14 protein-coding genes are annotated in these 14,750 nt (G+C 72.6%); 7 read left to right on the top strand and 7 right to left on the bottom strand.

All coding sequences use genetic code 11. The annotated features are described in order from the left end of the window. Positions 1–35 precede the first annotated feature (35 nt). The gene (locus C3489_RS12170) at positions 36–1,016 is read right to left on the bottom strand and encodes a phosphotransferase family protein (protein ID WP_181139643.1); all 981 of its coding nucleotides are present in this window, start codon (positions 1,014–1,016) and stop codon (positions 36–38) included. Between the two features lie 3 nt (positions 1,017–1,019). Next, positions 1,020–1,982, bottom strand: coding sequence for an ankyrin repeat domain-containing protein (locus C3489_RS12165; RefSeq protein ID WP_258054667.1), 963 nt, complete (start codon positions 1,980–1,982; stop codon positions 1,020–1,022). 324 nt (positions 1,983–2,306) lie between these two features. On the opposite strand from C3489_RS12165, the gene C3489_RS12160 reads away from it, so the two are divergent. Next, the gene (locus tag C3489_RS12160) at positions 2,307–3,086 is read left to right on the top strand and encodes a VC0807 family protein (protein WP_258054666.1); all 780 of its coding nucleotides are present in this window, start codon (positions 2,307–2,309) and stop codon (positions 3,084–3,086) included. A gap of 74 nt (positions 3,087–3,160) precedes the next feature. On the opposite strand, the gene C3489_RS12155 is transcribed toward C3489_RS12160, so the two are convergent. Continuing rightward, positions 3,161–3,784: a TetR family transcriptional regulator gene (locus tag C3489_RS12155; RefSeq protein ID WP_103781775.1), complete on the bottom strand. Its 624-nt coding sequence runs from the start codon at positions 3,782–3,784 to the stop codon at positions 3,161–3,163. A 104-nt stretch (positions 3,785–3,888) separates the two neighbouring features. Between C3489_RS12155 and C3489_RS12150 the strand changes: the two genes are divergently transcribed. Both C3489_RS12150 and C3489_RS12145 read left to right on the top strand, forming a co-directional pair. Beyond that, a complete protein-coding gene (locus tag C3489_RS12150) occupies positions 3,889–5,313 on the top strand; it encodes an FAD-dependent oxidoreductase (RefSeq protein ID WP_103781774.1) in 1,425 nt (474 codons plus the stop codon). Between the two features lie 170 nt (positions 5,314–5,483). Next, complete coding sequence (locus C3489_RS12145; RefSeq protein WP_103781773.1) at positions 5,484–7,199, top strand: enoyl-CoA hydratase-related protein; 1,716 nt, start codon at positions 5,484–5,486, stop codon at positions 7,197–7,199. Positions 7,200–7,262: 63 nt separating this feature from the next. On the opposite strand, the gene C3489_RS12140 is transcribed toward C3489_RS12145, so the two are convergent. Then, on the bottom strand, positions 7,263–7,817 hold the full coding sequence (locus tag C3489_RS12140; protein ID WP_103781772.1) for a hypothetical protein: 555 nt from the start codon (positions 7,815–7,817) through the stop codon (positions 7,263–7,265). A gap of 186 nt (positions 7,818–8,003) precedes the next feature. Here C3489_RS12140 and C3489_RS12135 point away from each other — a divergent pair, with 186 nt between their 5' ends. Further along, on the top strand, positions 8,004–8,468 hold the full coding sequence (locus tag C3489_RS12135; protein WP_103781771.1) for a hypothetical protein: 465 nt from the start codon (positions 8,004–8,006) through the stop codon (positions 8,466–8,468). Positions 8,469–8,486: 18 nt separating this feature from the next. Here the strand turns inward: C3489_RS12135 and C3489_RS12130 are convergent, their stop codons facing one another. The 3 genes from C3489_RS12130 to C3489_RS12120 all read right to left on the bottom strand — a co-directional run bounded on the left by C3489_RS12130 (position 8,487) and on the right by C3489_RS12120 (position 11,601). Continuing rightward, on the bottom strand, positions 8,487–9,146 hold the full coding sequence (locus tag C3489_RS12130; protein ID WP_103781770.1) for a hypothetical protein: 660 nt from the start codon (positions 9,144–9,146) through the stop codon (positions 8,487–8,489). Between the two features lie 131 nt (positions 9,147–9,277). Further along, the gene (locus C3489_RS12125) at positions 9,278–10,108 is read right to left on the bottom strand and encodes an SDR family NAD(P)-dependent oxidoreductase (protein WP_103781769.1); all 831 of its coding nucleotides are present in this window, start codon (positions 10,106–10,108) and stop codon (positions 9,278–9,280) included. Continuing rightward, positions 10,105–11,601, bottom strand: coding sequence for a DHA2 family efflux MFS transporter permease subunit (locus C3489_RS12120; RefSeq protein WP_103781768.1), 1,497 nt, complete (start codon positions 11,599–11,601; stop codon positions 10,105–10,107). Before C3489_RS12120 ends, C3489_RS12125 begins: the two co-directional genes overlap by 4 nt. 159 nt (positions 11,602–11,760) lie before the next feature. Here C3489_RS12120 and C3489_RS12115 point away from each other — a divergent pair, with 159 nt between their 5' ends. The 3 genes from C3489_RS12115 to C3489_RS12105 all read left to right on the top strand — a co-directional run bounded on the left by C3489_RS12115 (position 11,761) and on the right by C3489_RS12105 (position 14,697). Beyond that, a complete protein-coding gene (locus C3489_RS12115) occupies positions 11,761–12,456 on the top strand; it encodes a TetR/AcrR family transcriptional regulator (protein ID WP_103781857.1) in 696 nt (231 codons plus the stop codon). A gap of 170 nt (positions 12,457–12,626) precedes the next feature. Beyond that, the gene (locus C3489_RS12110) at positions 12,627–13,310 is read left to right on the top strand and encodes a response regulator transcription factor (protein ID WP_103781767.1); all 684 of its coding nucleotides are present in this window, start codon (positions 12,627–12,629) and stop codon (positions 13,308–13,310) included. A 163-nt stretch (positions 13,311–13,473) separates the two neighbouring features. Then, positions 13,474–14,697 (top strand): cytochrome P450, encoded by a 1,224-nt coding sequence (locus C3489_RS12105; RefSeq protein WP_103781766.1) that lies wholly within the window; start codon positions 13,474–13,476, stop codon positions 14,695–14,697. Positions 14,698–14,750: the final 53 nt, after the last annotated feature.

Raw genomic sequence — 14,750 nt, 5'->3', positions numbered from 1 at the left:
TCCGCCTCCACGAAGCCATCGCGGCGACGCGGTGTTCAGGTGCGGGCGAACTCCAGGGCCTTGGTCAGGTTGTACTCGGCGATGCCCGCCATGGCCGCCCGGTCGGGGAAGTCACCGTCGAGCAGCCGCAGGGGGCCCGCCGTCAGCGACAGCCGCTGCGCCAGCGTGTACAGCGCGAGCCGGTCCTCGTCCAGCCCGCCGGCCGCGAGCGGACCGTAGGCGTCACCCAGACGGATGCGCAGAAAGGCGTGCTCCCACTCGACGTCGAAGTACATCGAGCCCTCGATGTCGATCAGCACAGGACGGCCGTCCGCGTCCACCAGCACATGGTCGGGTCCCAACTCGCCGTGCACGACGGCGAATTCCGTGCGGGGCCGCACCGCCGACGCCAGGCCGAGCAGCCGCTCCCGCAGCCGGTCACGCTCGCACGCGATCCGCGTGTCGCGCGCCGCCGCCTCGGCGAGGTCACGCAGGGCGCGCTCCAGCACCACGCCCTCGCACGACGTCCCCCGCGACCTTCGCCCCTCGTCCACCACGGCCACCTTGCCGTAGGCCGGGGCCCGGTGACGTCGCATCAGCTCCAGCGCCTCGCCCAGCTCGGCCATGACGGGGGCTGCCGCGCGCGGATCGCGGGCGAGCAGTTCCTCCAGGTTCTCGCCCGGGACGTCGTCGACGATCGCCAGGTCGGCCGCGCAGTGGGTGCCTGCGCGGCCGACGAGACGGATCGCCGGGACGCGGACGCACAGCGCCGCCAGCCGCGCGTGCGCGGCCTCGAACAGGCCGAGCCCGAGACCGTGCGAGAACGGGTCGGTGAGGTCGTCGTCGCCCTCCGCCGACGGCCAGTAGTTCTCGCTGTCGTCCCAGATGTAGGCGATCGCGGTGGTCGCGTCGTCCATCACCAGGCGGTAGACCCCCTTCTTGCTGCCTCCCGCGACCCGCTCGACGGCTTCCAGCCGCCGCCCGCCACCCAGTGCGGCGCGCGCCGCCCCCGCCAACTGCTCGTGTGTCACTGCCATGGATCAATGGGACCAGTAGTCCGCCTCGGGCAGTCGCACCCACGCGTCGGGCGGGCCGACGACCGCTCGTGCGTCGGTGAGCCGCAGTCCCACATAGGCGCAGCAGTAGGCCACCGCGTGGGAGGAGTACAGATAGGACCGCAGCACCTCCTCGGAGGTCGCGTCCGGCCACGGCGCACCGCCCGGGTGCAGGTCCCATCCCTCGATGACGCCGTCGCGCGTGACGCTGCCCTGGTTGCCGCTCTTGGGGTTGGCGTACAGGCCGTAGCTCACGGTGCCGGCGGACAACCGGGTCTGGACGCCGGGCATCGACGGCGCGTACCCCCACGGCTGGGTGACGACGCAGCCGCCCGGCACCGTGGTGACCCCGACGAACGACAGGCTCTCGTCGAGGTCGTACTCGTACGGATCCTCCACGAGTTCGCGCATCTCCTCGCCGTCGGCCGGCGTCGCCTCAAGCCTGCGTATCGCCTCGTCGGCGTCGATGCCGGCGACGCATGCCAGGCCCAGGCCGTCGTAGTGGAAGGTGCCCAGTGCGGCGACGAGGCGCCGGCCCTCGTCGGCGCTCGCCTGTTCCTGCTCGGTCAGCCCCGGCTCGCCGTCCGGACGCGGGAACAGGTCCGGCGTCGGACCGGCCAGGCTGAGCCGCCCCGGTGACCAGCCGCCGATGAGGGGGCGCCACGGATCGGCCCCGGCGGCGGCGAGGGCCCGGGCGTTGCCGGGCCGGCCCGCGAACAGCGCCTCCCACAGCGCGGTCGCCCCGTCCTCGGTCGCGTCCACGTCCGCGACGCGCCGGGCCAGTTCGGTCACCACCTCGGGCGAGCCGAAGGCCGCGGCACGGTGCAGCGGTCGTCCCCCGCCCCACACCTCCGGATCCGCACCCTGGTTCAGCCGTCGCAGGACCTCGTCGTGATCCTGCCATCCGTCCCAGCCCATGCCGGCCCAGCCGTCGCTGCGCGTTTCCACGGTCTCCCCCTTCGACGCCGATCCGGGTGACGTCTCTGCCACCGGTGCACCCACCATCGCAGACGGGTCTGACAACGCCCCGGCACCGGCCTCGCGACCGGGGCTCTGCACCCTGGGGTGCAGTACCTGGGCGTGAATCGCCCCTCCCGTTCCTCCACCTGATGTCCACCCGGTTCTCCACCCCTGCTCCGATCCGACAGGGCTTGTCCGACACCTAACGTTCTGCGCAGATCGCAGGGCGTCCGCCCGCGACTCGGGAACGCCGGTCGGCGCACGTCACCCGCCGCCACCTGCCGCGGGTCCCGCGAAGGAGGAGGGACGACCATGACGCACACGACGGATCACATCGCAGGGTCGGGCACGGCCGGGAAGCCGACCGGCGGGAAGCCAAGCGGCGCGCAGCCGACGGGGAGGCTCTACGGCCCGCTGGTCTCCCTCGCCGTCGACATCCTCCTGCCGCTGGTCGTCTACTACGCGGCCCGTGCTCTGGGCGCCGGCCAGGCCACGGCGCTGCTGCTGAGCGGCGCACCACCGGCACTGCATCTGCTGTCCGGCGCGATACGGCATCGGCGGATCGACGGGGTGGACCTGTTCTTCACCGTGCTGCTGGCCGCCGCCGGACTGGCGTCCTTCATGGGCGGCGGGACCCGCGTCCTGCTGTGCAAGGACGCGGTGCTGTCCCTCGTGGTCGGCGGCTGGGTGCTCGGCACCGGGTTCACCGGCAGGCCGCTGGCCTTCCAGCTCGGTCAGCGGCTGCACCGGGGAGCGGCGGCCCGGGCCCGGAGCCGGCTGTGGCGGGAGAGCGCCGACTTCCGGCGGGCGCTGCGGTTCCTCACCCTTCTGTGGGGCGCGGAGCAGCTCCTCGACGGCGGGTCCGGAGTGCTGGCCGCGCTCGCCCTTCCCACGGACGTGGTCCCGTTGCTCGCCCGCGTCCAGTCCGTCGCGCTGCTCGCCCTGGTCGCCGCGGTGACCGCCGTGTACGCCCGCCGGTTCCGCGCACGCCACGGCCTGCCGCTGTTCGGCATACCCGGGGCGGGCGAGGCAGCTCCCGCCGCCTCCCCCACAGCCACCCGCGCCCGGGCGGACAGCCGGTCCGCCGCCTGAACGGGCGGCGTCGGGGCCGCCGTCGACGGGACCGGTGACGGTGCGTCAGGCGACAGCCGTTCGGTCGACGGCCCCTACAGGTACCCGCCCAGCCCCTTCGACAGCAGCGTGAAGGCGTGCTCGGCGTCCGCGACCGCCTCGGGGTAACGCTCGTCGGCGGAGCGGCCGGCGGCCAGCGCCCGGAAGTTGTCCATGGACAGCAGCCACTGCGTGTTCAGCACATGGCTCGCAGCCAGGCGCGCGGTCAGATCGGGTACGCCGACGGCCTCCTGGAGCGCCTCCGCGAGCGCCTGCTCGGCCCCCTCCTGGAAACGCAGCGCCGCCGACCGCAGCGCCGGGGTTTCCCGGACCATGCGGGTCAGGGCGAGGATCTGCGGCACGTCGTTGAGGCCGGTGACCGGGTCGCGGTCGCGCAGGGCGGCCAGGAAGTGGGCGCGCAGGGCGGCCAGCGGTCCCGTGCCGGAGGGGCGGGCGCGCACCACGCGGGCCGCTTCGGTCCGGTGGTCGGCGAAGCGGTGGACGACGAGGTCCTCCTTGGTGGGGAAGTAGGCGAACACCGTCCGCTTGGACACCTCGGCGGCCTCCGCCACCTGCGCGACCGACACCTGGTCGAAGCCGTGCTCCAGGAAGAGCGCGATGGCCGCGTCCGAGATGGCGGCGTGTGTCCGAGCCCGCTTGCGTTCCCTCAGCCCTGTCATGCGTCCAGCGTAGCGAAAACCTGCACTTGGAACTTTCCTGCACCCGGTGTAGCTTTTTTCTGCACCGAGTGTAGATTTGCACCCGGTTGACCCGAGGAGGACCGATGACCGAAGTGATCGTGGTGGGCGCCGGCCCCACCGGGCTGACGCTGGCCTGCGAGCTGGCGCTGACCGGTGTGGAAACCCTGGTGGTGGAGCGCCTGCCGGCCCGGATCGAGCAGACCAAGGGCGGCGCGATCCAGCCGCGCACCCAGGAACTGCTGGAACTGCGCGGCCTGTTGGAGCCGATGCGGGCAAGGGCGTTCTCCCGCGAGCCGGTGGGCGGCAACTTCGCGCTGCTGCCCGTGCCGCTCGACTGCACGGCCTGGGACACCGCGCACCCCCAGCCGCTCTTCATCCCGCAGTGGGAGATCGAGGAGGTGCTGGAGGAGCGCGCCACGGCGCTGGGCGTCGAGGTGCTGCGCGGCACGCCGTTGACGGCGGTGGAGCAGTCGGACGACGGCGTGGTGGTGACGGCCGGCGACCGACGCATGGCGGCCCCGTATCTGGTGGCCTGCGACGGCGGACACAGCAGCGTCAGGAAGCTGCTCGGCGTGCCGTTCCCCGGCAGGGCGGGGACGTTCACCGCGGTGCTGGCCGACGTGCGGCTGTCCTCGGTGTCCGATCTCGTTCCGACGTCCCTCGGGCAGGTCAGCACGCTCACCCGCGAGACCGACGGCCACTGGGTGATGCTGGTGCCCGTGGGCGGCGACCGCTACCGGTTCACCGGCGGGGTGGCGGACGCGGAGGAGGGGGCCAGGGACAGGCCGGTGACCTTCGAGGAGATCGCCGAGCTGCTGCGCGTCGTGTACGGCGAGCAGACCGTGCTGGCCGCCGTGGACAACGCCTCCCGGTTCGGCGACGCCACCCGGCAGGTCGACGACTACCGGCTGGGCCGGGTGTTCTTCGCCGGGGACGCCGCGCACATCCACCCGCCGTTCGGTGGGCTCGGCCTGAACCTGGGCGTGCAGGACGCCTTCAACCTGGGCTGGAAGCTGGCCGCGGTGCTGCGGGACCGGGCGCCGGCCGACCTGCTGGACACCTACCACGCCGAACGGCACCCCGCCGGCGCCTGGGCGCTGCACATCACCCGGGCGCAGCGCGTCCTGGCCGACCCGCGCCCCAGCGCCGACATCGCCGAACTGCGCGAGGTGTTCATCGACCTGATGCGCCTGCCCGAGGCCAACCGGCATCTGGCCGGGCTGATGTCGGGGCTGGCGCACTCCTACGACGTGCCCGGCGGCCACCCGCTGGCCGGTCACCGGGTGGCCGGCGTCGACCCGTCACTGTTCCGCACCGGCAAGCCCGTCCTGCTGGATTTCGCGGGTGTCCTCCCGCCCGACCTCGACGCGGTCCGCGCCGAGCCGGTGGACGGACTGCCCGGCGCCGTACTGGTCCGCCCCGACGGCTACGCGGCCTGGGCGGCGGACGCCGACCCCGACCTGGACGCCCTCCTCGCCGACCCCTGCCTGCCTCTGCTCAAGGGATGAGAGAGCGGAACGCCCCGCACGGTAGCGGCAGTCGGCCTGCCGCGGTGGGCCATCCGAGCGGAAATCGACAATACCGGTCGTTGCGGTCCACAGCCGGTGTCGATGATGCGACGATCCTGCTGTCGGTCCGGGGCATCCGCCCTCCGCTTCGTCCCCCGTGAAGAGGCCGTATGGACATCCTCCTCGTCGCCGGCGCCCTCAACAGCCTGTGCCAGCGGGTGTACGCCGAACTCGCCGACCGCGGCCACCGCCTGGACGTGGTGCTCGCCTCGCACGGTGACGACGCGGTCCGCGCGGCCGTGCGCGAGTTCGGCCCCGATCTGATCGTCGCACCGATGCTCAAGACGGCCGTTCCGGAGGACATCTGGCGGGAGCACACCTGTCTGATCGTGCACCCGGGTCCGCCCGGTGACCGCGGCCCGTCCTCGCTCGACTGGGCCATCGCCGAGGGGGTGCCGCGCTGGGGGGTGACGGTCCTGCAGGCCGAGGCGGGCATGGACGCCGGGGACATCTGGGCGTCGGTGCCCTTCGCGGTGCGGCCGGTCGGCAAGAGCGACCTGTACCGGGGCGAGGTGTCCGACGCGGCGGTGGCCGCGGTCCTGCAAGCCGTGGAGCGCTACGCGGGCGGCTCCTACAAACCGCAGCGGCAGAGCGATCCGTCGGTCGAGGTCGTCCGGCGGGAGTTCTTCCGGCAGGAGCGGCGGCGGATCGACTGGCACAAGGACGACACCGACACCGTCCTGCGCAAGCTGCGCGGCGCCGACTCCCAGCCCGGGGTGCGCGACACCCTCCTCGGCCAGGAACTGTTCCTGCACGGCGGGTATCCCGAGGACGCGTTGCGCGGCCGACCCGGCGAACTGCTGGCCACTCGCCACGGTGCCGTCTGCCGGGCCACCCGGGACGGCGCGGTGTGGATCCCGGAGCTGCGGCCCCGCCGGGTCTCCGGCGACCCCCACCCTTTCCGCCGGCCCGCCACCGATGTGCTCGGCGACCGGCTGCGGGGCGTCCCCGAGGTCCCCGTGCCGCTCGAACTGCCCGCGCAGCGGCGCACCTGGGCCGACATCCGCTACCGGCAGCGCGGCGACGTCGGCTTCCTCACCTTCTCCTTCCCCGGCGGGGCGATGAGCTCCGAGCAGTGCCGCCGGCTGCTCGCCGCCTACCGGCACGCCCTGGAGCGGCCCACCCCGGTGCTGGTCCTGAGCGGCGGACGGGACTTCTTCTCCAACGGCATCCATCTGGGCGTCATCGAGGCCGCCGCCGATCCGGCCGGTGAGTCGTGGACCAACCTCAACGCCATGAACGACCTGGTCGAGGCGGTGCTGCGGACCACGGACCGGCTGGTGGTCGCCGCGCTCGGCGGCAACGCGGCGGCCGGCGGGGTGATGCTCGCCCTGGCCGCGGACGAGGTGTGGTGCCGTACCGGGGCCGTGCTCAACCCGCACTACCGGCGCATGGGGCTGTACGGGTCGGAGTACTGGACCTACAGCCTGCCCCGGCGTGCCGGTGCGGAGACCGCGGCACGGCTGGTGCGGGAGGCGCTGCCGGTCAGCTCCGTCTCCGCCGCCCGGCTCGGCCTGGTCGACCGGCTGGTCCCGGCCGCGCCCTCGGCGTTCGGCCACGACGTCGACCGCCTGGCCGCGACGCTGGCGCGTTCGGCGGATCTGCGCGAACGCCTCGACGCCAAACGGGCCAGGCGGGAGCGTGACGAGTCCCGGCGGGCACTCACCGAGTACCGGCGCGACGAACTGGCCCGGATGCGCCGCATCTTCTTCACCCCCGACGCCCCGTACCACGCTCTGCGCTCGGCGTTCGTCCGCAAGGTGCCCTCGGGCTCGCCCAGGCCGCTGGCCCTGGCGGCATCCGAGGACGGAACGGTCACGCCATGACCCGCTGAGCCGGGACGGCGCCCGGTGACCGTTGGCCGGGCCGGCCGGTCCGGCCGGTCGGGCTCAGTAGCGCAGGGCCGTGCCGATGTCGGCCCGTACGCCGGCGGTCAGCTTGCGGTGGCTGTTCGCGACGGCGTTGTCGGACTTACCGGCGGGCACGTCCTTGAGCGTGACGACGACCGTGTCCAGCAGGTTGCCGTCCGCGTCCTTGAAGGTGACCTGCACCGCGAACGACTTTGCGGAGTCGGCGGTGTTGTGAGCGGTCACCGGGACCGCGACACGTCCGTCGCTGCCGGTGGTGACGGCGCCGAGCTTCACATCGTCCTCGGCGTCGACGCCCTTCCCGGCCTCCTCAAGCTGCCGCTTGGCCTCGGCGCTCGCGGAGGCCAGTGCTTCCGACGCCTCGGAGGCGAGCGAGGACGCGGCCGACGCCGCCTGCGACGCCAGTGACGATGCCGCCGACGCTCCCCGGGAGGCCGCGGAGGCGGCGGCCGACGCCGCGTTGCTCGGGGTGCCGGACGAGCCGCTGTCGTCCGAGCAGCCGACAGCCGTCGTCGCCACGACCGCCGTCAGCAGTACTGCCGCCGCACTCCGTGCCCGGTGCCGGTGTCCCGCCATGCCGCCTCCTTCGCCGCCGGATTCTCGCTCCGTCCCAGTGAAAGGGCGCCGGCCCGCGAGCGCATGCCGACAGCGAGAGCGCATCACCCGGTCGGCGCAGCCCGCATGGCCGTGCGCCCGCGCTCCCCCCGAGGCTCGAAGACGCCAGGCGGGTCTTCACCCGCGGAGCCGGCTGAAGGGACACCCATGAGCCAGCAAGCCGCACAGCCCAACCGCCCGGACAGCTCCTTGTGTCCGGAACGGTCCGACACCAGCGCCGGCTGGGCCGCGGGCGGGGTCGTCTTCGCCGCCGTCATGCTGCTGTGCAGCGGCGTCCTCGCTGTACTGCAGGGCATCGCGGCGGTCGCCGAGGACGACGTGTACGCGCGGATCGGTACGTACGTCTACGAGATCAGCCTGACCGGGTGGGGCGTCATCCACATCGTCGTCGGGGCGCTGGCCGCGGTCACCGGCTGGGGTCTGCTCAAGGACATGACCTGGGCGCGGCTGGCGGGTATGTTCCTGGCCTCGCTCAGCCTGGTCATGCAGTTCCTCTTCCTGCCGTACGCGCCGGTGTGGTCCGTGGTGATGATGGCCATCGACACCTTCGTGATCTGGGCCCTGGCCACCGCCCGAGACCGCGCACTGACCCCTCGCCGGACCGCGCACTGACCCCTGGCGGGGCCGGGCCTACCCGCGCAGGGTCCGGAAGTGCCGGTACAGCGAGCCGGTGCCGCCGAACTCCTTCAGCACCGGCTCCCACACGGCCGTGATGTGGGCGACCGCCTGCTCCTCCGTGAGCCACTCGGAGAAGCTGAGCACGCGGGTGCCGTCCAGGCTGATGTGCAGATGGGCGGCGACCGCGCCGGGGTAGGCGCGGTCCTCGCCCTCGGAGCGCTCCTCCGACTCCAGCAGGCCGTCCAGCCAGGCGCGGGCGGCGCTCTCGTCGGCGGTGTCGAAGAAGGCGACCGGGAACGACTGCGGCGCGGGCGCATCCTCCGGTACGGCGGTGCCCCGCACGGCCCGGTAGTGCCGGAAGGCCACCGTGTCGGCGACCGCGCCGAGCCCGTCCGGCAGCGGATTCCCGCCGTCGCCGAGCGCCTGTGCCGGCGCCTTAGGCGACGACCACTGGGCGTAGACCAGAACCGAGTCGCCGTCGCCGTCGGTGTACACGGTCAGCGAGATCAGCTCCCGCGGCCAGGGACGCGACTCCCAGTGGGCGGCCAACGACTCGGCGACCTCCTGCTGTTGCCCGGGGCCGGACACCGCCACCGTGGTGACGAGCGCTGTGGCGCTGTCGGGGTCGTCCAGCACGGGCCGGGCAGTGGTGGGGGAAGGCTGCGATGACATACGAGGCTCCTCGGGCAGGTTCCGGGGGAGGGGGCGGGGGAAGATCCGCCGGACGGGGCCAGTGTCCGTCGGGTCCTCCCCCGCGCCCAAGAGGCGCCGTCTCAGAAGTGCGCAAGGTTTTGGCAGGAATGTCAGACGCCCGACAGGAGTTGCTCGGTGAGCTCCTCCAGCCGCCGGGCGGCACGGCGGTCGAAGCCCGGTGAGTCGACACCGATGCGGTGGCCTTCCACGAACGCGCTGAGGGGCTCGTTCGGCGGCGAGTCGATCGCGGCGACGATCGGCGGCAGCGCCGCCGAGACCGGTTTGGCGTGCCGCTGCATCGACTTGATGTGGGGCAGCGTCGCCTCGTCGTACACGCCGGAGAAGCTGGTCGCGGTGACCCCGGGGTGGATGAGGACGTAGCGGATGCCGGGCGTCACCCCGTACCGCTCGGCGAAGGACACACCGAGAAGGTCGTTGAGTTTGCCTCCCTGCCCCAGCGCCGCTCCCCCGTGGTAGCCGCGCCGCAGCTGCAGGTCGTCCCAGCGCACCAGCCCGAGGTCGGCGCCGGGTCCGGCGACGTTCACGACGACCGGGCGGTCGGCCTTCCGCAGCGACTCGACGAGTCCGTGGCCCAGCAGATAGCGGCTGAGGTAGAACAGGGCGAAGTTCTCCTCCAGGCCCTCCGGGGTCTCGGTCCGCAGCGAGCGGTAGTGCCGGGCGCACAGCACCAGCGCGTCCACCACCGGCAGCAGGTCCCGGATCTCCTCGACGGCCCGGGAGGTCTGCGCCAGCAGGCTGAGATCGGCCCGCACGAAGTGCGCCCGCTCGCCCGCGCCCCGCTCCCGGGCGGCGTCGAGGAACGCCCGGCCCTTGTCCTCGGCCCGGCCGATGACGACGACCGTGTCACCTCGGTCGAGATACAGCTCGGCGAGCGCCTTGCCGATTCCGTCCGTGCCGCCCGCGACGACCAGTGCGCTCACTGCGCATCCCCCTTGCCCGCCACGGCCGTTACGGCGCTGCCGGGCTCCACTGCCTCGGCGTCCTCGGTGACCGCGGCATCGCCGCCGTCGTCCTGCGGGGCCGGTTTCGGTGGACCGGGCAGGAGTGTGGCGGCGGCCAGCGTCACGGCGAGTGCCACGGTGACGGTCCAGGCGGCCGCGTGGAATCCGCGTACGGCGTCGCCGTCGCCGGCCGTCTGCACGACGAGCGCGACGAGCGCGATGCCGATCGACGCGCCGAGCTGGTTGAGCATGTACAGCACCGAACTGCCCTGCGGTACGAGCGCCGGGGGCAGCGTGCGGTACAGCGACGCGATGGTCGGTGCGCCGACCGAGCCCAGTCCGAGTCCGAGGGTGAAGGCGGCGACAGCCGTCCACGCCTCGGCCGTGTGGGCGCCGGCCCGGGTGAGGGCGAGCGCGCTGAGCCCGGCGACGACGGCTCCGGCCAGCACCAGGTAGCGCGAGCCGATCCGGTCGGACAGCCGCCCGGTCAGCGGCATGGAGATCGCGGAGCCGACCCCGAGCGGCGCCAGCAGCAGCGCGGTCGCGAACGTGCCGTGGCCGCGCGCCTGCTGGTAGTACAGCGGCAGCGCGAACAGGCTCGCGAAGGTGGCGAGTCCCACCAGCGAACCGACCGTGACGCTCGCCGAGAAGCTGCGCCGGGTGAACAGCCGCAGGTCGATCAGCGGCGGGGTGCGCCGGGCGCCCAGCGCGTGCACGGCGTACCCGCCGAGCAGGACGATCGCGGCGGCGAGCGGTACGAGGACCTGCCACACGGTGACCGTGGCGCGCTCGGCGGCCTGGGACAGGGCGAGGACGCCGGAGGCGACGCCGGGGCCGAGCAGGGCGATGCCGAGGACGTCCAGCGGGGTGTGCTGCTGGTCGACGGGCGGGGTGTCCCTCGGCACCGTCCTGAGCGCGAGCAGCAGGGCGACGAGCCCGATCGGCACGTTGACCAGGAACATCCACCGCCACGGCAGGCCCTGCAGGATGATCCCGCCGACGACGGGGCCGAGCACCGGGCCGCTGGAGCCGACGACGCCCATCAGCCCCATCACCCGCCCGGCGCGGGCGGGTCCGGCGGAGCGCGCGAGCAGGGTGAGCATCAGCGGGTCGAGCAGGCCCGCGCCGAGGCCCTGGACGACGCGGAAGACGATGAGGCTGCCCGCGTTCCAGGCCAGGCCCGAGCCGATGGAGCCGGCGAGAAAGACGACCAGGCCGAGCAGCCACAGCCGGCGGCCGCCGAACCGGTCGACGGCCCAGGTGGTGACGGGGATGGAGACGGTGAGGGCCAGCAGATAGCTGGTGGAGACCCAACTGATCGTGGCGAGCGAGGTGTGGAAGTCCTCGGCCAGGGTCTCGGCGGCGACGGCGACCATCGAGCCGTCCAGGATGCCCATGATCCCGCCGAGCAGGATCACTGCGATCAGCCGGCGCAGTGCCGGGTCGAGACGTTCGTCCGGGGGTTGTGCCATGACGCTTCTCCGGTCGGTCGAAGGAGGACGGGGAAGGTTGACGCGTGCGAGCGAAAAAATGCACTGACGAGTGCACTCTAGGGTCCGGGAGCGTTCAGTTGCAATGACGAGCCCACCAAACTGCACCAGTCAGTGCAGTTTCCGGCCCGGCCCGGTACGATGGCGCACGTGACTGGAACGAAGGCAGCCAAGGCCCCCGGCCGCACGGCGTCCCGTGGCCGTATCGACAAGCGGGAGGCGATCCTGGGCGCCGCCTTCACCGTGTTCGCCCGACGGGGCTACGCCCGGGCCTGCATGGAGGAGATCGCCGAGGTCGCGGGGGTGGCGAAGCACACCGTCTACAACCACCTCGGGGACAAGGAGAACCTCTTCCGCAGCGCCCTGGAGGCCACCGCGGACGCCGTCATGGCCGAGAACCTCGCCGTGGTCGACCTGCTGGCCGACGAAGGCACCGGCAACGAGGCCGGGCAGCCGCAGGCCGGCGACCTGAGGGAAAGACTCGAAGACGTCGCCCACCGGCTGCTGTTGCAGTGTTGCGACGAGCGGTCCTGGTCGCTGCGGCGGCTGCTGTACGCGGAGATCACCCAGTTCCCCGACCTGCTGGAGGTCGTGTGGGGGCGGGGCGCGAGCCGTCTCAAGCAGGCGCTGGCGGACCGCCTCGCGCGCCTGTCGCTCGCCGGGCGGCTGCGGCCGTGCGACCCGGCCGAGGCCGCCGAGCAGTTCCTGGCCCTGCTGACCGCCCCCATGGAGGCCCGGTCCCGACTGGGCACCCGCGAGGTCCCCGAGAGCGAACTGCACACCGTGGGCCGGGCCGCCGTGGACACCTTCCTGCAGGCCTATGGAACGGCCGGCTGACGGCGCGGCACAACCGCTTGGGTTGTGAACTCTTTTTTAAGACCGCCGTCGGGCCGTTCCCCATCCGCGTTTTCGATGAATCATCAAGGAAGCGCGACCACCCGATGAGGGAGGCGCACACCGAATAGTCCACAGCACCCGCACGCTTCGATCCGAGCGAAGGAGAAAACGTGCACATACTCGCGGTGGGAAATCCGGCCGAGGGCCCCGGCTCGTCGGCGGACCGACTGGAACGCCACGGCCACGACGTCACCGTCGCGGCCACCGGCACGGCGGCGCTGGAGGCGTACGCGCAGGCCGGTCTGGTCCTGCTCGACCTCGACCTGCCGGATATCGACGGTCTGGAGGTGTGCCGGCGCATGCGCGAGACGGCGCACACACCGATCATCGCGTTCACCGCCGGCGGTGACGAACTGGACCGCGTCCTCGCCCTGCGCGCCGGCGCGGACGACTGCCTCGACAAGCCGTACGAAGTAAGGGAGTTGATCGCCAGGATCGAGGCGGTGACGCGCCGCACGCACCCGCGCGAGGGCTCCCGCGACTCCCTGACGACCGTGTCGATCGGCGGACTCAGCATCGACGCCGCCGCCCGTGAGGTGATGGTGCGCGGCAGGCCGATCTCCCTGACCCGCAAGGAGTTCGACCTGCTGTACTACCTCGCCCGGCACTCCGAGAAGGTGGTCAGCCGGCAGCGCCTGATGCAGGAGATCTGGGAGGATCCGCGGCCGGAAGCGCTCGGCCCCCGGGCGAGCCGCACCGTGGACACCCATGTCAGCTCACTGCGCAGCAAGTTGGGACACAGTGACTGGATCCGCACCGTGAGAGGGGTGGGATTCCGGGTCGGACACGTGTGACGTGACGCGGGGCTGCGGGACGAGCGGCCCCCTTGTCGCGGTTCTCATTTTCTTGACATGGAATTATGGACAATTCATTGAATCACTGACGGTCGACGCACGGAACGACTTTTACAGTCGTCGGGTCAGCATCTGTGTTCCTTTCAGCGACGGAGAACGCTCGATGACTTCGACCGATTCCGGTGAATCCCCCGCGTCCTGCCCGTTCCTCGCCTCCGACTTCACCTCACAGCGCCTCGACCTCGACCCCTCCTACGCCCGGCTGCGCCGCGACGAGCCGGTCGCCCGGGTGACCATGCCGCACGGCGGCGACGCCTGGCTGGTGACCCGGTACGACGACGTCCGCGCGGTGCTCGCCGATCCCCGGCTCAGCCGGGCGGCGGCCGTCGGCAAGGACGTGCCGCGCTCCAGCCCGCTCATCCAGCAGGCCGAGTCGCTGCTGAGCATGGATCCCCCGGAGCACACCCGGTTGCGCCGGCTGGCCGCCCAGGCGTTCACCGTGCGGCAGGTCAACGCCGTACGCCCGCGGGTGCAGTCCATCGTCGACACGCTCGTCGACGAGCTTGAGGCCGCGGGTCCGCCCGCCGACCTCGCGCACCAGCTGGCCTGGCCGATGGGCATCACGGTGATCTGCGAGACCTTCGGCATCCCGGCCGAGGACCGCGACCGGTTCCGTGCCTGGACCGACGAGATGATGGCGCTCACCGTCGAGGACCCTGGTTCCATCCAGGCCGCGCGCGACAGCCTCGACGCGTATCTGCGCGATCTGATCGCCCGCCGTGTCGCCGCGCCCGGCGACGACCTCCTCAGCCGGCTCGTCACCTCCCGCGAGGGCAGCGACCGGCTCAGCGAGCGCGAACTGGCCATCTTCGCGGTCGACCTGCTCACCGCCGGGCACGAGACGACCGCCAACCAGACCGGCAACTTCCTGTTCACCCTGCTGTCGCGGCCCGAGCTGTGGGAGTCCCTGGTCAAGGACCCCGACCTGGTGCCGGGGGCCGTGGAGGAGCTGCTGCGGTACACGCCGCTGGCGACCAGCGTCGCGCCGTTCTCCCGGATAGCCGTGGAGGACTTCACCCTCGGCGGGCGGGTCATCAGGGCCGGGGACGCCGTGGTGGCCCAGAACGACTCGGCCAACCGGGACGAGACGGTCTTCGAGCGGCCCGAGGAGCTCGACTTCACCCGGGCCTCCAACCCGCACCTGGCCTTCGGGCACGGCCCGCACCACTGCCCGGCGGCGCCGCTCGCCCGGGTGGAGCTGCAGACCGTCATCGCCACCCTCGTCCGCCGGCTCCCCGGGCTGCGGCTCGCCGTGCCGGCCGACGAGGTCGTCTGGAACACCAACCGGGTGATGCGCGGGGTCAGGGAGCTGCCCGTCGAGTGGTGACGCGCCCGGCACGACGACGCGGTGCCCCGCCCCCCGGCTGGGGGCGGGGCACC

Source organism: Streptomyces sp. Ru71, from assembly GCF_002920535.1.
In the GTDB taxonomy this organism is placed as follows: domain Bacteria; phylum Actinomycetota; class Actinomycetes; order Streptomycetales; family Streptomycetaceae; genus Streptomyces.
The sequence above is the reverse complement of the archived record's forward strand: the minus strand, read 5'-3'. Positions and strand labels throughout refer to the sequence as shown.